General features: G+C 72.5%; 23 protein-coding genes. 7 read left to right on the top strand and 16 right to left on the bottom strand.

Annotation, left to right across the window (positions count from 1 at the left end):
* Positions 1-93: 93 nt before the first annotated feature.
* The 10 genes from wag31 to QRY02_RS04415 form a co-directional block, all read right to left on the bottom strand.
* Positions 94-951, bottom strand: a complete 858-nt coding sequence (gene wag31, locus QRY02_RS04460; RefSeq protein WP_285990211.1) for a DivIVA-like cell division protein Wag31 — start codon at positions 949-951, stop codon at positions 94-96.
* A gap of 52 nt (positions 952-1,003) precedes the next feature.
* Positions 1,004-1,279 carry a YggT family protein gene (locus QRY02_RS04455; RefSeq protein WP_013224824.1) on the bottom strand — a complete coding sequence of 92 codons (276 nt, stop codon included), beginning with the start codon at positions 1,277-1,279 and terminating at the stop codon, positions 1,004-1,006.
* 115 nt (positions 1,280-1,394) lie between these two features.
* Positions 1,395-1,997, bottom strand: coding sequence for a cell division protein SepF (locus QRY02_RS04450; protein ID WP_285990210.1), 603 nt, complete (start codon positions 1,995-1,997; stop codon positions 1,395-1,397).
* 98 nt (positions 1,998-2,095) lie between these two features.
* Positions 2,096-2,824 (bottom strand): YggS family pyridoxal phosphate-dependent enzyme, encoded by a 729-nt coding sequence (locus tag QRY02_RS04445; RefSeq protein ID WP_285990209.1) that lies wholly within the window; start codon positions 2,822-2,824, stop codon positions 2,096-2,098.
* Positions 2,821-3,525: a peptidoglycan editing factor PgeF gene (gene pgeF, locus QRY02_RS04440; RefSeq protein WP_285990208.1), complete on the bottom strand. Its 705-nt coding sequence runs from the start codon at positions 3,523-3,525 to the stop codon at positions 2,821-2,823. The genes QRY02_RS04445 and pgeF overlap by 4 nt, the downstream gene beginning before the upstream one ends.
* Positions 3,526-3,600: 75 nt before the next feature.
* Positions 3,601-4,905: a cell division protein FtsZ gene (gene ftsZ, locus QRY02_RS04435; protein ID WP_285990207.1), complete on the bottom strand. Its 1,305-nt coding sequence runs from the start codon at positions 4,903-4,905 to the stop codon at positions 3,601-3,603.
* A 242-nt stretch (positions 4,906-5,147) separates the two neighbouring features.
* On the bottom strand, positions 5,148-5,918 hold the full coding sequence (locus QRY02_RS04430; protein ID WP_285990206.1) for an anti-sigma factor: 771 nt from the start codon (positions 5,916-5,918) through the stop codon (positions 5,148-5,150).
* On the bottom strand, positions 5,915-6,520 hold the full coding sequence (sigK, locus tag QRY02_RS04425) for an ECF RNA polymerase sigma factor SigK (protein WP_285990205.1): 606 nt from the start codon (positions 6,518-6,520) through the stop codon (positions 5,915-5,917). The genes QRY02_RS04430 and sigK overlap by 4 nt, the downstream gene beginning before the upstream one ends.
* Entirely contained in the window at positions 6,513-7,247 is a 735-nt protein-coding gene (locus tag QRY02_RS04420) for a DUF1365 domain-containing protein (protein WP_285990204.1), read from the bottom strand. Before QRY02_RS04420 ends, sigK begins: the two co-directional genes overlap by 8 nt.
* Positions 7,241-8,509, bottom strand: a complete 1,269-nt coding sequence (locus tag QRY02_RS04415) for an NAD(P)/FAD-dependent oxidoreductase (protein WP_285990203.1) — start codon at positions 8,507-8,509, stop codon at positions 7,241-7,243. The genes QRY02_RS04420 and QRY02_RS04415 overlap by 7 nt, the downstream gene beginning before the upstream one ends.
* A gap of 82 nt (positions 8,510-8,591) precedes the next feature.
* On the opposite strand from QRY02_RS04415, the gene QRY02_RS04410 reads away from it, so the two are divergent.
* Both QRY02_RS04410 and QRY02_RS04405 read left to right on the top strand, forming a co-directional pair.
* Complete coding sequence (locus tag QRY02_RS04410; RefSeq protein WP_285990202.1) at positions 8,592-9,854, top strand: class I SAM-dependent methyltransferase; 1,263 nt, start codon at positions 8,592-8,594, stop codon at positions 9,852-9,854.
* A gap of 2 nt (positions 9,855-9,856) precedes the next feature.
* A complete protein-coding gene (locus tag QRY02_RS04405) occupies positions 9,857-10,618 on the top strand; it encodes a DUF1295 domain-containing protein (protein ID WP_285990201.1) in 762 nt (253 codons plus the stop codon).
* Here QRY02_RS04405 and QRY02_RS04400 read toward each other — a convergent pair.
* Positions 10,605-11,111 (bottom strand): DinB family protein, encoded by a 507-nt coding sequence (locus QRY02_RS04400; protein WP_285990200.1) that lies wholly within the window; start codon positions 11,109-11,111, stop codon positions 10,605-10,607. The genes QRY02_RS04405 and QRY02_RS04400 overlap by 14 nt on opposite strands.
* A gap of 78 nt (positions 11,112-11,189) precedes the next feature.
* Here QRY02_RS04400 and QRY02_RS04395 point away from each other — a divergent pair, with 78 nt between their 5' ends.
* The 4 genes from QRY02_RS04395 (at position 11,190) to QRY02_RS04380 (ending at position 16,744) form a co-directional block, all read left to right on the top strand.
* On the top strand, positions 11,190-11,633 hold the full coding sequence (locus QRY02_RS04395) for a MarR family winged helix-turn-helix transcriptional regulator (protein ID WP_285990199.1): 444 nt from the start codon (positions 11,190-11,192) through the stop codon (positions 11,631-11,633).
* A 25-nt stretch (positions 11,634-11,658) separates the two neighbouring features.
* The gene (locus QRY02_RS04390) at positions 11,659-12,093 is read left to right on the top strand and encodes an OsmC family peroxiredoxin (RefSeq protein ID WP_285990198.1); all 435 of its coding nucleotides are present in this window, start codon (positions 11,659-11,661) and stop codon (positions 12,091-12,093) included.
* A gap of 249 nt (positions 12,094-12,342) precedes the next feature.
* On the top strand, positions 12,343-13,236 hold the full coding sequence (locus tag QRY02_RS04385; protein WP_285990197.1) for a LacI family DNA-binding transcriptional regulator: 894 nt from the start codon (positions 12,343-12,345) through the stop codon (positions 13,234-13,236).
* A gap of 208 nt (positions 13,237-13,444) precedes the next feature.
* A complete protein-coding gene (locus QRY02_RS04380) occupies positions 13,445-16,744 on the top strand; it encodes a S8 family serine peptidase (RefSeq protein WP_285990196.1) in 3,300 nt (1,099 codons plus the stop codon).
* On the opposite strand, the gene QRY02_RS04375 is transcribed toward QRY02_RS04380, so the two are convergent.
* The 5 genes from QRY02_RS04375 to QRY02_RS04355 are packed head-to-tail and all read right to left on the bottom strand — an operon-like array spanning position 16,719 to position 19,217.
* Entirely contained in the window at positions 16,719-17,282 is a 564-nt protein-coding gene (locus QRY02_RS04375; RefSeq protein WP_285990195.1) for a hypothetical protein, read from the bottom strand. The genes QRY02_RS04380 and QRY02_RS04375 overlap by 26 nt on opposite strands.
* 18 nt (positions 17,283-17,300) lie before the next feature.
* Positions 17,301-17,474 (bottom strand): hypothetical protein, encoded by a 174-nt coding sequence (locus tag QRY02_RS04370; protein ID WP_285990194.1) that lies wholly within the window; start codon positions 17,472-17,474, stop codon positions 17,301-17,303.
* On the bottom strand, positions 17,471-18,037 hold the full coding sequence (locus tag QRY02_RS04365; protein WP_285990193.1) for a hypothetical protein: 567 nt from the start codon (positions 18,035-18,037) through the stop codon (positions 17,471-17,473). The genes QRY02_RS04370 and QRY02_RS04365 overlap by 4 nt, the downstream gene beginning before the upstream one ends.
* Positions 18,034-18,528, bottom strand: coding sequence for a hypothetical protein (locus tag QRY02_RS04360; RefSeq protein ID WP_285990192.1), 495 nt, complete (start codon positions 18,526-18,528; stop codon positions 18,034-18,036). The genes QRY02_RS04365 and QRY02_RS04360 overlap by 4 nt, the downstream gene beginning before the upstream one ends.
* Complete coding sequence (locus tag QRY02_RS04355) at positions 18,525-19,217, bottom strand: hypothetical protein (protein ID WP_285990191.1); 693 nt, start codon at positions 19,215-19,217, stop codon at positions 18,525-18,527. The genes QRY02_RS04360 and QRY02_RS04355 overlap by 4 nt, the downstream gene beginning before the upstream one ends.
* A gap of 134 nt (positions 19,218-19,351) precedes the next feature.
* Between QRY02_RS04355 and QRY02_RS04350 the strand changes: the two genes are divergently transcribed.
* Positions 19,352-19,882, top strand: a complete 531-nt coding sequence (locus tag QRY02_RS04350) for a MauE/DoxX family redox-associated membrane protein (RefSeq protein WP_285990190.1) — start codon at positions 19,352-19,354, stop codon at positions 19,880-19,882.
* The last annotated feature ends 16 nt before the right edge of the window (positions 19,883-19,898 follow it).

Below are 19,898 nucleotides of genomic sequence, written 5' to 3'. Positions count from 1 at the left end.
GTCCACGACCCGCCCACGTGTGGTACCGGATCGACTCCGAACCGTGGTCCACCCCACCGCCAGGTGCCGGCGGGGTGGACGCGGAACGGAAACTCAGCCGGCCTCGGCCCGCGGGCCGAAGGAGTAACCCTGGCCGCCGCTCGTCGAACCGGACGACTGCCCGGAGTTCGACGACGCCGACGCGGGCGCCGCGGAACCGCGGTCGTCGAGCTCGCGCAGCTGGGACTCGAGGAACCCGCGCAGCCTCGTGCGGTACTCCCGCTCGATCGTGCGGAGCTCTTCGATCTTCTTGCCCAGCCCGCTCTTCTCGGAGTTCAGGCTGTTCATCGTCTCGGTGTACTTCCGCTGGGACTCGCGCTCCAGCGTGGTCGCCTTGTCGCGCGCCTGGCGCTCCAGGGTTTCGGCACGGGTCCGCGCGTCGTTCAGCATCGTGTCGACGCGGGTGCGGGCCTCGTTGACCATCGAGTCGGACTTCGCCCGGGCGTCCGAAAGCAGCTGCTCGGACTTGGTGCGGGCCTCGGCCAGCATCCCGTCGGACTCGGTCTTCGCCTCGGCGGTCAGCCGGTCGGCCATCTCCTGGGCGAGGCCCAGGACCTTGGCCGCCTGCACGTTCGGCTCCGTGCTGTCGCCGACCATCGAGTGCGTCGAGTGCGCCTGGGTCTGCTCCATGGCGGACTGCGGCGGCGGCACCGGCGCCAGCCGGCGCGACGGCTCTTCACGCATCGGCGGCTGGGCGGATTTGGCGCTGTCGAGCTCGCTCCGAGTCGACTCGAGCTCGGCGTCGAGCTGCTCCATCTGCTGGCGCAGCTCGTTGTTGTCTTCGATCAAGCGGGCCAGCTCGGTCTCCACCAGGTCGAGGAACGCGTCCACCTCGTCCTCGTTGTAGCCCCTCTTGCCGATGGGCGGCTTGCTGAACGCAACGTTATGCACGTCAGCGGGGGTCAACGACATCAGATCACCTCACGCACTCCATGGCCTGCAGGGTCCACCCAAGTTTCCCCGATCAACTTGGAGTCGCCAGTTGCATCGCGAAGAACACAACCAACAGCAGCACCATAATCGACAAGTCCAGTCCGACGCCGCCGATCCGAACCATCGGAATGATCCGTCTGAACAACCGGACCGGCGGGTCCGTCACTGTGTAGATGGTCTCGAGCGTGACCGCAACCCCTCCGGCCGGATGCCACTCACGCGCGAAGGTCCGGACGAGTTCGACCACGATCCGCGCCGTCAGCAGCAGCCAAAAGGCGAACAGCACGTACCAGACGACCAGCCACACAGCTTCCACGTACCTACTCTAACCGGGCGTCCTCTCCGAAGACGCAGTTGAGGGGGGCGACCTCGCCCCGGGTCGGCAAAGTCACGTCTGCTTGCGCTCAGCGGTCCCGGCGACTTCAGCCCCGCAAAAACAATCCGCCCTCGGCAATCCGCCGGCGGTCTTCCGCGGTGACGTCCACATCGGGCGGTGAGAGAAGGAACACCTTGTTGGTCACCTTGTCCATCGACCCCCGGAGCGCGAACGCCAGCCCGGCGGCGAAGTCGACGAGCCGCTTGGCGTCCGCGTTCTCCATCTCGGTGAGGTTCATGATCACCGGGATGCCCTCGCGGTAGTGCTCCCCGATCGCCCGCGCCTCCGCGTAACTGGTCGGGTGCAGTGTGGTGATGCGGCTCAACGGATCACGCACCGGCTGGCGCACGACCGGCTCGGTGACCGGTCGAAGCCGGGCCACGGGTTCCGGCTGCCGGTCCATGGCGAGCGCGCCGTGGACAGCGGGCTCGGAGCTGGGCACGGAGCGTGACCGGCTGCGGCTGACAGGCTCGTCGTACGTGTCGTCGACGTCGCGGTACCGTGCACGGGACGGCCGCGGCGCCGGCTCCTCGTAGGAGTCGTAGTCGTCGTCCGCGTAACCGCGTCGATAGTCGTCTTCGACGTCATAGCCGTCGTCGTCAGCGGGCACCATCCCGAAGTAGGCCTTCAGCTTCTGCAGCGCGCTCATGCCTCTCCCTAGCCCTAGCCGCTCCCGCACTGACTCGATCTCCACACCGTCAGTGCCCCGCACGGGCGGCCACGAAACGTGACGACCGCGCGAGCTCCCTACGGCGAGGCTAAACCGCGTCCACCGAGCAACGCGGTTCCGACACGCACAGAGGTCGAGCCGTGCGTGATCGCCTGCTCGAGATCATGGCTCATCCCGGCGGAGACTTCTGCGGCATTCGGGTGATCTTTTCGGAGGGCCTCCCCCGCGCGAGCGAGCCGGTCGAAGGCGGCGGCCGGGTCCGCACCCAGCGGCGCGACGGCCATCAGGCCACGAAGCCGCAGCTCTCCGGACTGCGCGATGCGCTCGGCGAGCGCGGCCAGCTCGGTGAGCGGGCAGCCGCCGCGTTCCGGGTCGTCGTCGAGGCTGGCCTGGATCAGCACGTCGAGGGGTTCCTCACGTTTACCGCTGTAACGCTCGGTGTGCACCGCCTTGGCGAGCGCGTCGGCGAGCCGCGCGGAATCGACGGACTGCACCTGCTGGGCCCACCCGACCACGGACCGCGCCTTGTTCCGCTGCAGCCGGCCCACCATGTGCCACCGCAGTGCCGATCCGGGGAGCAGCTCGGCGACCTCGGCGGCTTTCGGCCCGGCCTCCTGGTCGCGGTTTTCGCCGACGTCGGTGACGCCGAGCTCGGCCAGCAGCGCGACGTCGGACGCGGGGAAGGTCTTCGTGATCGCGATCAGCTTGACCTCGTCCCGCGGGCGCCCGGCCGCGCGGCAAGCGGCGGCGATCCGCGCTTCGACCTCGGCCAGGTTCTCGGCCAGCTCGGCCTTCCGGGAGGTCATGCCTCGACCCAGGTGATGCCGGCGATCCGCCCGGTCGTCCCGTCGCGCCGGTAGCTGAACAGCGTCTTGTCCTCGTTCGTGCAGCGCGGGTCGACACCGATCTTGCCGACGCCGAGGTCCGCCAGCTGCCGCCAGAGCCCGGCGCGCAGGTCGAGGCCGGGGGTGCCCTGGCGGGTCTTGCACGCGCTGCCGGGGACGTGTTTCTCGACGTCGGCGGCCATTTCGGCGGGGACCTCGTAGCAGTCGCCGCAGATGGCCGGGCCGAGCAGCGCCTCGATCCGGTGCGGCTCGGCCCCCACCTTCCGCATGGCCTCGACCGCGGCCGGGACGACGCCGACCCGCGTGCCCACCCGGCCCGCGTGCACCGCCGAGACCACGCCGGCCTCGGCGTCGGCCAGCAGGATCGGGACGCAGTCGGCGACCAGCACCACGAGCGCGACCCCGGGCGTCGCGGTCACCAGGGCGTCGGTCGCCTCCGCCGCGGCGGTTTCCGAGCCGTCCACGATCGTCGCCGTGCGGCCGTGGACCTGCTCCATCCAGGCCAGCTTGTCCTCGGCCAGGCCCAGCTCGGCGGCCAGGCGCTTGCGGTTGGCGAAGACGTCACCCTCGTCGTCGCCGACGTGGTCACCCAGGTTGAAGGTGTCGTAGGGCGGCCGGGACGCGCCGCCCGCCCTGGTCGTGACCACTCGCCGAACCCGCACGCATCCTCCTGACATCGATGAAGGCCACCGCCCACCGACTCTAGTCAGCGGGCGATGGCCTTCAGCGTGGTGTCTCTAGCGCCGCATGAACGGCGGCACGTCGACCTCGTCGTCCGACGGGTCGTCGTGCACCGGCATCGCGCGCCCGGGCAGGCTGCCCTGGGTCGCGTTGGAGCCGAGCGGCGAGTAGCCGCGCGAACCGCCGCCGGGCTGCGGGAGCCCGCCGGACGGCTGGTTGCCGGTGGCCGACGGCATCGGCGAGTGCGACCGCGGCGGCGCCACCGGGTAGCCGGAGCTGCCCGCGGACGGCACCGGGGTGGCACCGGACGGCGGCCCCGACGGGTTCGAGACCTGCCCGGCCGAGGCCGACGCGGTGGACGACGCGCGCGAGCCGGAACCGAACGTCGACGGGTCCAGCTTCTTGTGCGTCGGCGCGCCGGCGTCGAACCCGGCGGCGATCACCGTGACGCGGACCTCGTCGCCGAGGGAGTCGTCGATGATCGTGCCGAAAATGATGTTCGCGTCCGGGTGCGCGGACTCCTGGACCAGCGACGCGGCCTCGTTGATCTCGAACAAGCCCAGATCCGAACCACCCGCGATCGAAAGCAGCGCGCCGTGCGCACCATCCATGGAGGCTTCGAGGAGCGGCGAGTTGATCGCCTTCTCCGCGGCCTGGATGGCCCTGCCTTCACCGCGTGCGCTCCCTATACCCATCAGGGCGGAGCCCGCGCCGGACATGACGCTCTTGACGTCGGCGAAGTCGAGGTTGATCAGGCCCGGCGTGGTGATCAGGTCGGTGATGCCCTGGACACCGGAGAGCAGCACCTCGTCCGCGGAGCGGAACGCATCCATCAGCGAGACGCCGATGTCGCCGAGCTGCAGCAGCCGGTCGTTCGGGATCACGATGAGCGTGTCGCACTCGTTGCGCAGCGACTGGATGCCGTCTTCGGCCTGCTTGCCGCGGCGCTTGCCCTCGAAGGTGAACGGGCGCGTCACGACGCCGATGGTCAGCGCGCCCAGCTTGCGGGCGATCTGCGCCACGACCGGGGCGCCACCGGTGCCGGTGCCGCCGCCTTCGCCGGCCGTCACGAACACCATGTCGGCGCCCTTGATGACCTCTTCGATCTCTTCGCGGTGGTCTTCGGCGGCCTTCTGGCCGACCTCGGGGGCGGCGCCCGCGCCGAGGCCGCGGGTCAGCTCGCGGCCGATGTCCAGCTTGACGTCGGCGTCGGACATGAGCAGTGCTTGCGCGTCGGTGTTCACCGCGATGAACTCGACACCCTTGAGGCCGACCTCGATCATGCGGTTCACGGCGTTCACGCCGCCACCGCCGATGCCGACCACCTTGATCACCGCAAGGTAGTTGTGCGGGGGCGTCATCGAAGTCCGCCTTCCTGATCGTTGTGCCCGTACAGCCCGTCGCCGGTGATCAACCCTCAACCTCAACCCCAGATCGAGAGTTATGTCAACCGCCGACGTTAGGCAGGACGGTAGGCACCAGGCAGGCTCTAATCCAGTAGGCACGCCGTGTGTCGCAAAGGTGTTTTGCCACAACACGTTCGAGCGCGCAAGAGCGACGGGCCGCCGAAACCGCCCCGGCCCGATCTGGTATGGCCGCCGGATCAGGCCGGAACGGGCATGCTCATGAGGACTTCCGTGGGTGCTCCGGTGGCCGATCCACCGGCCGGTTCCACGCTCACCGCCACCTTGTCGGCGCCGGCGACGCCGTCCGCCACGACCAGGCCGCCCTGGTCCGCCGCCGCGATCACCCCGGCCGGGCGCGGCGGGGCCGCGCCGGTGATCAGCCAGGCTTCGTAGACCTTCCCGCCCGGCTGCGACGGCAGGCCCGCGTCCATCACCATCACCCGGTTCAGCGACCGCGACAGGACGACCGTGACGCCGCCGCCGGTGGGTGCCTCGCCGTGCGCGGTCTTCGCGTCCGGCGCCGCGAGCAGCGCCGCCACCGGCGCGAACTGCTGTTTCGCCTGGTCGAGGCGGCTCTGCGCGGCCTGCAGCTCCTGCTGCTGGGTCAGCGCGATCCCGCCGAACACCCCGCCCGCGGCGAGCCCGACGACGGCCGCCGCGACCGACACGACGACCGCCCAGCGCGGGGCCCGCACCGAGCGGCGGTGCCGCTCCGGCGCACCGGGCCGGGTGCGCGGCGGCAGCTGCCGGGTGGCGTGCATGGCGATCATGACGCGGTCCTTGAACCCCGGCGGCGGCTCTTCGGCCATCGCCACGCCCAGCCGGGCCGCCGTCGCCCGCAGCTCGGCGACCTCCTGCGTGCACGAGTCGCACTGCTCGAGGTGGCGGGCGAACTCCGCGCGCTCGACGTCGTTGACGGCGTCGAGCGCGAAGGCGCCGGCCAGGGTGTGCATCTCCGGCGTGCTCAAGCGGTCACCCCCAGGCAGTCCCGCAGGCGGATCAACCCGTCCCGCAGCCGCGTCTTGACGGTGCCTTGCGGCGTCGACAGCACTTCGGCCACCTCGCGATACGTATAGCCCTGGTAGTAGGCGAGCAGCACGGACTCGCGCTGCAGTTCGGTCAGGAAGGACAGGCACCGGCGCACCTGGGAGCGTTCGAGCCGCGCGGTGACGGACTCCGCGACCTCGTCGAACGGGCGGCCGCGGGCGGCTTCGAAGGTCGCCTTCTGCTCTCGCTCGGTGCCGGCGCGCGCGGAGCGGACGCGGTCGACGGCGCGGCGGTGCGCCAGCGTCATCGCCCAGTTCAGCGCCGAGCCCTTGTCCGGCACATACCGGGTCGCGGTGCGCCACAGCTCGAGGAGCACCTCCTGCGCGACCTCTTCGGACTGGGCCGCGTCCCGCAGGATCCGCCGGACGAGCCCGAAGATCGGCCCGGCGAGCTGGTCGTAGAGCAGCTCGAAGGCCCGCTCGTCACCCTTGGCGACGCGCACCATGAGCTCCTCGGCCGTCGGCCCGGCGGGGGCCTCGGCGGGCACCGGCGCCATCCGGCGCGGGCGGGCCGGCTCATCCATGCAGCTGTCCTCCGGCGTTCTGCGGGGTGCGCGGCACGACCGCGGCCTTCCGCAGCCACAGCGCGACGCCGTGGCGGCGGATCAGCGCGGACACCCGCTGCGGGAGCAGCGGCCGGGCCAGCACGAGCCGGGCCAGCCACCGCGGGTTCACCGGGCGGCGAACTCCCCGCAGCGTAGCGACCAGGGGCGTGGCCGTCCCGCGGCGCAACGCCACGGTGAGGTCGAGCAGCGCCTCCGGGCGCGGCAGGCGCATCCGGTACTCGCCGTCCATCTCCTGGAACGGCGAGACGTAGAACTCCTTGGCCGCGCGGGCGCGGCCGGCCTCGTCCGGGTGCAGCAGGTAGGCGTGGCGGCCGCCGTAGGTGTTGTGCACCTCGGCGACGACGCACCGCAGCCGGCCGTCCGGATCGTGGCACCAGTAGACGCTGATCGGGTTGAACGCGTACCCGAGCACGCGGGCGGCGGCCAGCATCACGACCCGGCCGCCGCGCAGGTCGACCCCGCGCTCGGCGAGCCAGGCGTCCAGCTTCTCCCGGATCCCGCGCGGATCCGCGGCCGCGAAGTGGTCCCGGCGGTCGAACCGCGCGAGCGGCCGCAGCCACCACGGCAGCCGCGGCAGGTCGCCCAGGTCCACCCGCCACAGGTACACGCGGTGGGTGAAGGCGTGCGGCGGGTCGATCCGCCGCACGTGCGCGACCGTGGCGTCGTAGAGCGCGTTCGTCACCACGCCACCCCCAGGCTTTCCGCGGCGCGGGCGCCCGAAGCGCAGCCGTCCTCGTGGAAGCCCCAGCCGTGGTAGGCGCCCGCGTACGCCAGCACGCCGTCGTTGAGCCCGGCCAGCCGTCGTTGCGCGGCAACGGATTCCGGCGTGTAGACCGGGTGCTCGTACCGCATCCGCGCGACGACGTGCTCGCGGCCGGGGCCGTTGCCGGGGTTGAGCGTGACGACGTAGCCGGTCGGCTCGTCGAGGCGCATCAGGCGGTTCATGTCGTAGCTGACCTGGACCGCGCCGGTGGGCGCGCCGCAGGCGGGCGCGCGGTAGTTCCAGCCGGCCCGGGCGCCGGGCCGCGAGGGCAGCACGCTCGTGTCGGTGTGCAGCCAGGCCTCGTTCTCGGAGTAGCGGAACGCGCCGAGCACCTCGCGCTCGGCGGCGGTCGGGTTGGCGAGCAGGGACAGGGCCTGGTCGGCGTGCGTGGCGACGACGACCTTGTCGACGCGGTGCGGCGTGTCGGCGTCGTCGCGGATCTCGACGCCGCCGGCGGTCCGCAGCACCGACCGCACCGGCGTCGACAGGTGCACCGCCGTCAGCTGCTTCGCGGCGAGCTCGACGTATTCGCGGGAGCCGCCCACGACGGTCCGCCAGGCCGGCGAGTCCTGCACCGAGAGCATGCCGTGGTTGCGGAGGAACTCGAACAGGTACCGCGCGGGGTACCGCAGGGTGTCGGCGCGGTCGGCCGACCACACCGTGGACACCAGCGGCAGCATGAAGTGGTCGACGAAGTAGCGGGTGTAGCCGCCGATGGCGAGGAACGCGCCGAGCGTGACGTCGCCGGCGTCCGTCGCCGCCAGCAGCCCCTTCGCGTGCCGGTGGAACCGCTTCACCTCGGTCAGCATCCGCAGGTACCGGCCGCGGACGGCGTTGGCGCGCTGGGCGAACAGGCCGCGCACGCCCTTGGCGCCGGCGTACTGCAGGCCGCACCCGTCGCAGCGGATGCTCATCGACATCTCGGTGTCGCGCGTGGCCACCCCCAGCTCGCCGAACAGCTTCAGCAGGTTCGGGTAGGTGCGCTCGTTGTGGACGATGAAGCCGGAGTCCACGCCGACGGTGCCACCGTGGGTGCTGGGCACGTCGTGCGTGTGCGCGTGCCCGCCCAGGCGGTCGTCGGCCTCGAACAGCAGAACTTCGTACTTGCGTTGCAGCAGGTATGCCGCGGTCAGCCCGGCCACCCCGCTGCCGATGACGCCGATGCGTTCTCCCGTGATCTCCACACCGGTCCTTCGGGACCGCGGCCCGCCCGGATTGCCGGACCGGGCGACCAATCCACCGCGGCGGGGAGAGCGAATCCCGGACATGCCGCACACCACCGCGCACCGCCTCGCCTCGTTCGCCGCGAAACTCCTCGGCGGCCCCCTTCCCGTGGGCCTCCGGACCTGGGACGGGACCCGCGCCGGCCCGGAAAACGCACCGACGGTCGTGCTCCGCAACCGCCGTGCCCTGCGCCGCCTGCTGTACGCGCCCGGCGAGCTGGGGCTCGCCCGCGCCTACGTCACCGGCGACCTCGAGGTCGAAGGAGACCTGGCGGACGGCTTCCGCCGGATCTGGGCCCTGACCCGCGCGGGTGAGCTCAACCGGACCAAGCCGGGCCCGCGCGAGTGGGCCGAGGCCGTCAAGCTGGCGGCCCGGCTCGGCGTCGCCGGGCTGCCGCCGAAGCCGCCCGCCGAAGAGGCGCGGCTGTCCGGGAAACTGCACAGCCTGCTGCGCGACCGCTCCGCCATCGCCCACCACTACGACCTGAGCAACGCCTTCTACCAGCTGCTGATGGACGAGTCGATGGCGTACTCGTGCGCCTACTTCACCTCCGGCTCGTCGAGCCTGGAGCAGGCGCAGCACGACAAGCTGGAGCTGATCTGCCGCAAGCTGGGGCTCCGGCCGGGCATGCGGCTGCTCGACGTCGGCTGCGGCTGGGGCTCGCTGCTCGTCCACGCGGCCAAGCACCACGGTGTCGAGGCCGTCGGCATCACGCTCTCGGCCGAGCAGCTGCAGCACACCCGCGGCCGGCTCGCGCAGCACGACCTCGAAGACCGCGTCGAGGTGCGCCGGCAGGACTACCGGGAGCTACCGGACGCGCCGTTCGACGCGGTGGCGTCGATCGAGATGGGCGAGCACGTCGGCGAGGTCAACTACCCGGCGTACGCGGCGACGCTGCACCGCATGGTGAAGCCGGGCGGCCGCGTGCTGCTCCAGCAGATGTCGCGGGGGCACGTGGCCCCCGGCGGCGGCGCGTTCATCGAGCGGTACATCGCGCCGGACATGACGATGCGCCCGGTCGGGCGGACCATCGGCCACCTGGAGACGGCCGGGCTCGAGGTGCGGGACGTGCAGGCGCTGCGCGAGCACTACGTCTGGACGGTCCGGGCCTGGGCCGCCACCCTGGAGGAGAACTGGGCCGACGTCGTCGCGCTCATCGGCGAGACGGGCGCGCGGGTCTGGCGCCTGTACCTGGTGGGCGGGGCGCTGGCGTTCGAGGAGAACCGGATGGGCGTGGACCAGATCCTGGCCGTGCGGCCCGACCGGCACGGCCGGAGCGGTATGCCCGCGACGCGGGAGTGGTGACGATGCCGCAGCTGCTCGTCACCGCCGTCGTCACGCTCGTGGCGGTGACCGTGACCTTCGGGATCGCGCGGGCGCGCGGGCGGTACGACACGATCGACACGTTCTGGGGGCTCGGGTTCGCGATCGTCGCGGTGGCCGCCTTCCCGTTCGGCGACGGCCCGCTGCCGCTGCGGCTCGTGGTGGTCGCCCTGACGGTCGTCTGGGGCGTGCGGCTTTCGGTGCACCTGCACCTGCGCAACCACAAGCTGCCGGAGGACCCGCGGTACGCGCGGATGGGGCACGGGCCGGGGAAAATGTTCCTGCGCGTGTACCTGTTCCAGGCCGTCGTCCTGTACTTCGTGTCGCTGCCGGTGCAGTTCGCCGTGGACGGCACCGGCATCGGCGTCCTCGGCTGGCTCGGTGTCGCGGTGTGGCTGGTCGGTTTCGCGTTCGAGACGATCGGCGACGACCAGCTGCGCCGGTTCAAGGCGGACCCGGTCAATCGCGGCCGCGTGCTGGACACCGGGTTGTGGCGCTACACGCGGCACCCGAACTACTTCGGCGACGCGTGCGTGTGGTGGGGCCTCTACCTGCTGGCGTGCTCGACGTGGCCGGGCGCGGCGACGATCCTCTCCCCCGTGGCGATGACGTTCACCCTGGCCCGCGGGACGGGCAAACCCATGCTGGAGAAGGGAATGGCGCGCACTCGCCCGGCGTACGCGCACTACGTCGAGCGCACCAGCGGCTTCTTCCCGTTGCCGCCGAAGAAGGTCACTCCCCGGTGAGACCGTCGGTGAGCTCGCGCAGCACGTCGAGGTGGCCGACGTGCCGCGCCGTCTCCTCGATCATGTGCGTGAGGACCCAGCGGACGTTGAAGGTCTCGTCCTTGTACGTCACCTGATCGTCGAGGTCGTGCTTGGCGACGATCTCGCGGCTGCGGGCGCATCGCTGCTCGTAGGCGGCGAGGAGCTGGTCCACGGTGGTCCCGGGCGGCACCCGGAACTCCGCGTCCGGGTCCTGCTCGAGCTGCTCCTCCCAGGTGTCCTCCTCGCCGTCGACGACGACGCCGAACCAGAACCCCTCGTTGAGCGTGAGGTGGGCGACCAGACCGGCGACGGTCGTCAGCTCGCTCGGCAGGTGCGCCCGGCGGGCTTGGTCTTCGGTGAGGCCGCCGGACTTCCACGCGACGGTGGCGCGGTGGTAGTCGAGCAGCCCGGTCAGGATTTCGCGCTCGCCGCCGGTGAGCGGAACCTCCGGGCGCTGGGGTCGTTCGGTCATGGGGCCGCACTCTGCCAGAGGGGTCCGACAGTTCCGGATACCTTGCGCACGATGTAATCGTGGGCTAGGTTTGTGAACGTGCCGGATGAGTTCCTTCTCGACGAGCAAGCCTGCTTCGCGCTCTACGCCGCGTCGCGCGCGGTGACGGACGCGTACCGTCCCCTGCTCGGCGAGCTGGACCTCACCTACCCGCAGTACCTGGTGCTGCTGGTGCTGTGGGAGTCCGACGCCCGGCCGGTCAAGGAGATCGGCGAGGCGCTGCACCTGGACTACGGCACGCTTTCCCCGCTGCTGAAGCGGCTCGAGGCCAACGGCCTGGTGACGCGGACGCGGTTGCCCGCCGACGAACGCACGGTCGTGATCAGCCTGACCGACCAGGGCCGGGCGGTGCGCACGCGCGCCGCCGGTGTCCCCTCGGCGATCGGCTGCGCGCTGGGCCTCGGCGAGCAGGAGCGGCGGGAACTGATCACCACCCTGCGGCGGTTGACGGCGTCGGCCGCCGCGTATCCGTCCGAGCACTGACGCACCCGAGCACTGAGGAGGCTTTATGCCCAGCCGTGACGCCACCACCCACTGGGTCGGCGGACTGAACAGCGGGAAGGGCGAGGTCACGCTGGACTCGTCCAACGCGGGCACGTTCGCGGTCTCGTTCCCGACCCGGGCGGGCGCCCCGGACGGCCAGACGAGCCCGGAAGAGCTCATCGCGGCGGCGCACTCGTCCTGCCTGGCGATGAACCTGTCGGGCGTGCTGGAGTCCCAGCAGCTCACGGCGGACTCGATCGACGTGAGTGCCGAGGTGACGCTCGGCCCGGCCAAGGGCGGCGGCTTCGAGATCAGCGGCATCGCGATCACCCTGCGCGCCTCGATCCCGGGCGTGACGGCGGAGCAGTTCGCGGAGTACGCGGAGACGGCGGAGAAGACCTGCCCGGTGTCGAAGGCCCTGGCGGGCACGACGATCACCATGGACGCGGCCCTCGCCTGATTCCCGGTGCCCGGCCCCTCGCCGTTCGCGGCGAGGGGCCGTTCGGTTTCCTCTCGCGCCGGCCGGGCCGGTGTCCACGGCCGGGTGATCGAAACGGTTCGATCTTCACCGAACCCGGTGAGCCCCCCTCGGACCAGCTGAGAGCCGCTTGCACATCCCTGGCGGGTGTTCTACGTTCGATGGTCGTCGATGCGGTTCGACGATCATCGTGCCGGATCGCCGTCTCTGGGGGGGGCAGTCGAAAACGCCATGCGCAAGCGCGGTCACCACCGGCCCGCCGGGGCGCGGCTCGCGGCCGGTCACCGGACGAACGTCCTGGCCCTGGTCGTCCCGCTGCGCGCCGGCGCCCACGATGTCGTCGTCCGGGAATTCGTGGCCGCCGCGATCGCCGCGGCCGGCGCCCGTGATCACGCCCTGCTCCTGCTGACCGCCGAAGAGGGCCCCGCCGCGCTGCGCCGCGCGGTGTCCTCCTCCGTCGCCGACGGCGTCGTGGTGATGGACGTCGAAGCGGCCGATCCGCGCGTGCCCGTGCTGCTCGGGCTGGGCCGGCCGGCGGTGCTGATCGGCGTGCCGGACCGGCCGCGCGGGCTCGGCTGCCTCGACCTCGACTTCGCCGCGGCGGGCGCGCTGTGCCTGAGCCACCTCGCCGGCCTCGGGCACGAGCACGTCGCCCTGATCGGCTCGCCGCCCGCGGCCTACCGGCGCGGCAGCAGCTCCGCGACACGGCTCGCGCTGGGTTTCACGGCGGAAGCGGCGCGCCGTGGTGTCCGCTCGACGACGCTGGCCTGGGGGAACACCCACCGGCGGACGCTGCGCGGCCTGGACGCGCTCTTCGCCCGGCACCCCGGCGTCACCGGTCTCGTGGTGCACAACGAAACGGCGCTGCCGGCGGTGCTGACGGGGCTGCGCCAGCGGGGGCTGCGGGTGCCCGAGGACATCTCCCTCGTCGCGGTTTGCCCGGACAGCCTGACCGCCCACAGCCTGCTCGAGCTGACCTGCGTGGCGATCCCGGCGCGGGAGATCGGCGCGCTGGCCGTCGAAACGGTCATCGGGCAGCTCGACGACGGCACCGCGCCCGGAACGCGGCTGCTCGCGCCGAAGCTGGCCGCCCGCGCCAGCACCGCACCGCCACGCCTGCCGTGACGCAGCCGCGCCGAATAGCTTCCCCCACATTTTGCCACTGTCGGTATTTTGGTGATCAATTATCGGCGGTTGGTTCACGGAAATGATGTATTGCCCGGACGGCCCGGACCGGTGTTAACGTGACCGCGGCGACCGCGCGGCTATTTTTCCGGCTCGCATTTGCCGAGACGAAATCCGGGGGAAACGATCTCAGCCGGAGGGTCCTGACATGCATCGAAGACAGCTGGCGCTGGCGGCCGTGGTGGTGGCGGGGTGGTCACTGCCCGTTCCGGCGGCGGCGGAACCGGCCGCCGCGCCCGGCGTGCCGCGCGATTCGGGCCAATCCGTCACGCTGATCACCGGCGACCGGGTGCGGGTGCTGTCGAATTCGCGCGGGGAAAACACGGTCACGGTCGAACCGGGCCCGGGGCGCGAGCGGATCGGTTTCTTCCGCGAAACGCACACCCCCGCGAGGCCCGGCGACATCACCGTGGTGCCGTCGGACGCCCTGGCGCTGGTCGCCTCCGGCCGGCTCGATTCCCGGCTGTTCGACGTTTCCGAGCTGCTGCGGCAGCACCTCGCCGACTCCGCCGGGAGTCTCCCCCTGATCGTCACCGCTTCCGACGGCTCCCCCGCGGCCACGCCGCCCGCCACCACGGCCGTCCGGGACCTGCCGAGCGTGCGCGGCACGGCCCTGCGCCAGGACCGGCGCCGGGGAACGGAGTTCTGGAGCTGGCTCACCGCCGGGTCCGTGCTGCGGGCCGGGGTCGGCAAGGTGTGGCTGGACGGCCTGGCCGCCCCGGCGCTCGACGTCAGCGTGCCGCAGATCGGCGCCCCGGCCGCGTGGCAGGCGGGGTACACGGGCCGCGGCGTCACGGTCGGCTTGCTCGACACCGGTGTCCGGGCCGATCACCCCGATCTCGCCGGCAAGGTCGTCGAAGCGCAGGACTTCACCGGGACCAGGCCGGACGCGGGCGACGACCTCGGGCACGGCACGCACGTCGCCGGCATCATCGCCGGGACCGGCGCCGCCTCCGGTGGGCGTTACCGCGGGGTGGCGCCGGACGCCCGGCTGGTCAGCGGCAAGGTCTGCGTCGCCTACGGCTGCCCGGAATCCGCGGTGATCGCCGGCATGGAGTGGATCGCGCCGAAGGTCCGCGTGGTCAACCTGAGCCTGGGCGGCGACGCGACCGACGGCACGGACCCGGTGTCCCAGGCGGTGAACGCGCTGACCGCCCGCTACGGCACCCTGTTCGTCGCCGCGGCCGGCAACGACCGCTCGCTCGACCTGCCCGAACCGGGACCGGTCGTCGCGCCCGCCGCGGCGGACGCGGCGCTGGCCGTCGGCAGCGTGTCGGCCCGGGACACCACCAGCCCGTTCTCCAACCGGGGCGCGCGGCTCGGCGACCACGCGGTCAAGCCCGACATCGCGGCGCCGGGCGAAGGCATCGTCTCGGCCCGGGCCGAGGGCACGCGCGACGGCGACACCGCGCCGGTGGACGCCGCCTACGCCCGGCTGTCCGGGACGTCGATGGCGGCACCGCACGTCGCCGGTTCGGCGGCCCTGCTGCTCCAGCGGCACCCCGACTGGCTCGCCGGCCGGCTCAAGACCACGCTGACGAGCACCGCCGAACCCACCGCCGACGTCGCCGAGCAGGGTGCCGGCCGGGTCGACGCCGGGCGCGCGGTCACCCAGCAGGTCACCGCCACCACCGGCAGCCTCGGCTACGGCTTCGTCGCCTGGCCGCGTACGCGACCCGTCACGAAGACCGTGACCTACCACAACGACGGAGCCGCGGCCGTCACCTTGTCGCTGGCCACGAACCCGCAGCCGCTGTTCACGCCCTCGGCGACGTCCGTGGTCGTGCCCGCGCACGGCGATGCCGACGTCGGCGTCACCCTCCGGGCGGGCGGGGACGCGGCCGGGCAGCACGGCGGCAGGCTGACCGCGACGGCGCCCGGGATCACCGTGCAGACCGCGCTCGGCGCCTTCCTCGAGCCCGAGAGCTACGACGTGTCCGTGCGGCTGATCGGCCGGGACGGGCGGTTCACCGCGGGGGTCGCCACGCTCGTCGACACCGCGACGGGAGCCGCGTTCGGTGTCCGGCCGTTCGGCGCCGACGGCACGGCCGTGGTGCGGGTGCCCAAGGGGCGCTACGACCTCAACGCGTTCGACGTGTCCGGAGATCCGGCGGGCCAGACCCGGCCCGCCGCCGTGACCCTGCTGTCGCGGCCCGGTCAGCCGGTGACCGGCGATGTTTCGTTCACTTTGGACGCCCGCGCGGGCAAACCACTGCGCGCGGTGGTCGATCGGCCCAACGCGCGGCTGCAGGGCGGCGAGCTGGGCCTGGTGTCCGGGAATCCGGACGGGACCCGCACCAGCACGCTCGCCTGGATCGCCCAGCCGGGCACCGAGCTGTACGCGGCAGGCTCGGACCGCGAGGTCACCGACCACACCTACGCGCTGTACTTCCGGGCGACACTGGGCGCCAAGCCGCCCGGGGCCGATCCGAACGGGTACGTCTACCAGCTGGCGCTGCTCGAGCGCGGCCGCGTGCCGGCCGATCCCGTGTTCCGGGTGCGCGACCGGGACCTCGCGGTGGTCGACGCCCGCTACCACACCCAGGGGAAACCGGCCGAGAGCCTGCGTCTCGACGACGTCACGTTCGGGTTCCCGGGCGCCGACAGCGGGACGTACCAGGTCGCGGCGCAGACGCTGCCGAGCCGGCGCACCGAGTACTACACGACCGGGGTGAGCTGGCAGCACCTCCTGGCGGTGTACCCGGACCCGCTGACCGACGCGGAAAGCAACTACTCGTACCGGACGTACCGGCCCGGGCCGCAGCACTCCGGCTGGAACCGCGCTCCGGTCGGGCCCGCTTTCGGCGCACCCCAGGACGGCTGGGGGGTGGTCCGCGCCGGGAACCAGCTGGCGTACGCGATCCCGCTGGTGTCGGGCAGCGACCCGGAGCAGTACACCTCGCCGCCGGGAGGCCTCACCGGCACGGCCACCCTGTCGCGCGACGGCGTCACGCTCGCCACCACGGCGAGCCCCGCCTTCGGGACGCTGGCGATCCCGGACGGCGCGGGCACCTACACGCTGCGGTCCGTGGCCACGCGCAGCGTGCCGTGGTCGGTGGTGGGCACCGCGGTGGACGTGGCGTGGACGTTCCGCGAGCCGGGTGTGGCGGCGCCGGCGAAACCGTTGCCGCTGCTGGTGGTCCGGGCCGAGGGCGCGGTCGACGACCAGAGCCGGGCCCCGGCCGGGAAGCCGTTCGTGCTCGCCCTGACCGCCCAGCGGCAGCCGGGCGCCGGCGAGTTCCGGCTGGCGGACCTGCGCGTCGAAACGTCCATTGACGACGGTGCGAAGTGGACGTCCGTACCGGCCGTGCGCCTCGGCAACGGCGGTCTCGCGGTGGCGCACAACCCACCGGGCGGAGGGTTCGTGTCGCTGCGCATCACCGCCCGCGACACGGAAGGCAACGCGGTCACCCAGACCGTGATCAGGGCGTACCAGACAGCACCGTGACCGCCACCGCGGCGAGCGGGACGACGAAGGCGGCCCCGGTCAGAAGCTTGAGCTCCCGGCCGTGGGCCCGCCATTCGCCGTCCCAGCCGTTTTCGCCGTCGTAGCGCAGGTTCGCCGTCGTCATCAAGGCCCGGCCGAGCCCGAACCCCGCGCCCGCGCACAGCGCCGCGGGCAGCGAAGCCGTGAGGGCCACGGCGATCGCGGCGACGTACGGCAGGCCGCTGGGCAGGTAGGTGCGCGCACCCGTGCCCATCTCGAAGCCGAACTGCAGCGGGCCGAGGTGGCGGCCGAGGCGGAACACCGTGTCGGGCACCAGCCGGCGGTTTTCCGGCAGCCGGAACGACCACACGCCCGTTTCGCGGAGCAGCACCGCACCCAGCGCCGCGGCCACCACGGCCCAGCACCCCAGCGCCGGAAGCGGGGCGCGCAGCAGGGAACCCGCCACGATCAGGACGAGCGCGGTCAGGGCGCCGCCGCAGACGAGCCCGGCGCAGAACGCCAGTGTCGGAGTGCCTCGCCAGACCGGCGAGCTCAGCACGAAGGCCGAGTTCCGGCTTCAACTGGAGCCGCTGGTGGCGAACCCGGCGGCCGCGCACAGGACGAGCCACGCGCCCGGCAGCAGCCGGCCCGGCGCGAACACCAGCGCGATCGTCACGGCGGCCGCGGCGAGCACGAGCCCGGCGGCGATCGTCAGCGGGTGCCACCGCCGCCGGGCGTTCCCTTCCGTCACAGGGCGGCGCGGCAGATCGTCAGGTACGTCTGGCCGGTGTACCCGCCGCCCCAGAAGGTGGAAAAGCCGTCGGAGCAGCGGTAGACCTTCAGGTCCGGCGTCGTCCACCGCCACGCGTTCTTGCCCACGAACTGGCCGCACGTGTTGGCCACCGGCTGGTGGTCGACCTGGATGCCACCCTCGTTCCACGTGCCGTACTTGTGCCAGCCCGCTTCGCAGTAGGTGCTCCCCCGCCAGAACCCGCCGAAGCACGCGGCGTAGGTGTTGACGTAGGTGCCGCTGGTGTCGGTCAGTTCGGCGTAGCCGGTGGGGTAGGCGTCCCGGCAGTCGTTGCGGTCGAAGCCCGGCATGCCGTACGGGCTGAACTCGGCGTCCGCCTTCCGGACGCGGGACAGGCCGGACCAGTCGAGCGCGGTCGCGCCGATCGTCAAGGCCCCGAGCGTCACCGCGCGCAGGAACGTCCGGCGCGTACCGCGGACCTTCAGCTTCCGTCCCGCGCGGGTGGCGCGGGCGTCCGGGCCGGGGCGGTCGACGTCGGGAATGTGCGCCAGCTCCAGCGTCACCGGGGCTCGCCTCCTTCCTCCGGGCCGGCCCAGCCGGCCAGTGCCGTGTCCACTTCGGCCGCCCGGACCGGGAGCAGCATCCGGCGGACGCGGCCGGTGCCGTCGAGCGACATCAGCACCGGTGGCGAAAGGTGGGAAACCGAACGCCACGCTTCGCCGTCGCTGATCACCGGCAGGCCGCGGGCCAGCTCCGCCCACGTCGTCAGGGGTTCGTGGGTCAGCAGGGTCGCGGCCGCGCCGAGCCCGGCCAGCCGCTCGACCACCGTCAGGCACAGCGGGCAGCCCGAATCGACCGCCGCCACGATCCGCCCGCCGTCCCCGGCGAACCGCGGGCCCAGCACCAGCTCGGGCGGCGCGGCCACGAATCCGTCCGTGGCCCGGGTGACCATCCCGCGCAGCAGCCGGACTTCGCGCAGGACGGCCGCCAGCCCGAAGAACAGCAGGATGATCGCCGCCCACGTGAGGAGCGTGACCGCGATCGACGGGGTCATCGGCGGTCCCAGGCGATGTCGATCCCGTCGAGCCAGTCGAGCCGTTCGCGCTCGGTCTTCGCCGCCGTGGTGGCGAGGTGGACCTCGGCCAGGCCCGCCGGGCAGCCGAGGACGAACGAGCGCGCGGGCTCCGTCGCGTACCCGGACTTCCAGACTTCGCCGTGCCGCGTGCGCGCGCCCGCGTGCCGCGGGATCATCGCCGCGGCCTGGCGCGGGGCGGGGATCGACAGCGAACCGTGGTCCTTCACCACGACCACGAAGTGCTCGTTCATCGGGTCCAGCAACGTCTCCGCGCGGGGGACGACGGTCATGCCGTCGACGTGGTCTTCGATCCGCAGCGAGCCGAACAGGGCGAGCACGCGGTCGCGGCGGGGCGCCGGGCCCGCGTACACCGTCATCAGCTCGTGGTAGGCGCCGAACAGGGTGGCCACGGACGACTGCCCGTCGCGGGCCTCGGCGACGGCGACCTCCCGGCCGTGCACGACCAGGCGCTCCCGGGTTTCGGCCGGGGCGACGTGCGTGCACGCGAAATCGTGGTAGCCGCGCGGCCCGATCTGGAACCCGGTGCCGTACGAGCCGCCGACGAACCGGACGCCGGCCACCACGTGCGAAACGGGGGCCGCCGCGGGCAGGCCCACGGTCACCCGGTCCCCGCTCGGCGCCATCAATCGCAGCCGTTGTGTCGCCATGAGACCTCCGATTCCCGGAATCGCCCCCGGTGAGACTAGCCGACGGATTCCACGGTGGCCACGATCGTTTTCCACCGGTTCCCCGATTGCTCCGAACGGGGACGGTAATTCCGCCGGGGGAATACAGTGGGTCCATGCACATCTGGTCCGCGGGAATGACGGCGCTGACGGCATTCGGGGCGATTCTGCTGGCCGCGGCCGGCGTGACCCACGCGGCGCGCCCGCAGGAGCACCGGGCGGTGCTGCGCGTCCACCGCCTGCTGCCGCCGACGGCTTTCGTGGCGGCGGCGACCACGGGCGCGGAAGTCCTCGTGGGCGTGGCCGTGCTCGCGGTCCTGCTCGCGGATCCCGCTGCCGCAGCTCTCCCGGTGGCCGCGCAAGCCGCGCTGTACTGCGCTTTTGCCGGCTACGCGGCGGTGCTGCGGACGCGCCGGCCGGGTGTGCCGTGCGGGTGTTTCGGCGCGGAGACGGTGTCGTGGGCGGTGGTGTCCCGAGCGGTCACGCTCGCCGCGGGCAGCGCGGGGTGCGCGGCGATCGGCGCGCTCGAACCGGTCCCGGACCGGTGGCCGGGCGTGGCGGCCGGCGTTGTCCTCGCCCTGGCGAACCACCTGATTCCGGCCTGGCGCGGCGCCGGCAACCGAAAACCCGGCCACCCCGTCCGATGATTTTTTGACCACTTTC

This window comes from Amycolatopsis sp. DG1A-15b (genome assembly GCF_030285645.1).
Taxonomy (GTDB): domain Bacteria; phylum Actinomycetota; class Actinomycetes; order Mycobacteriales; family Pseudonocardiaceae; genus Amycolatopsis.
Note: the sequence above shows the minus strand (reverse complement) of the source record. Positions and strands in the feature narration are given on the sequence as shown.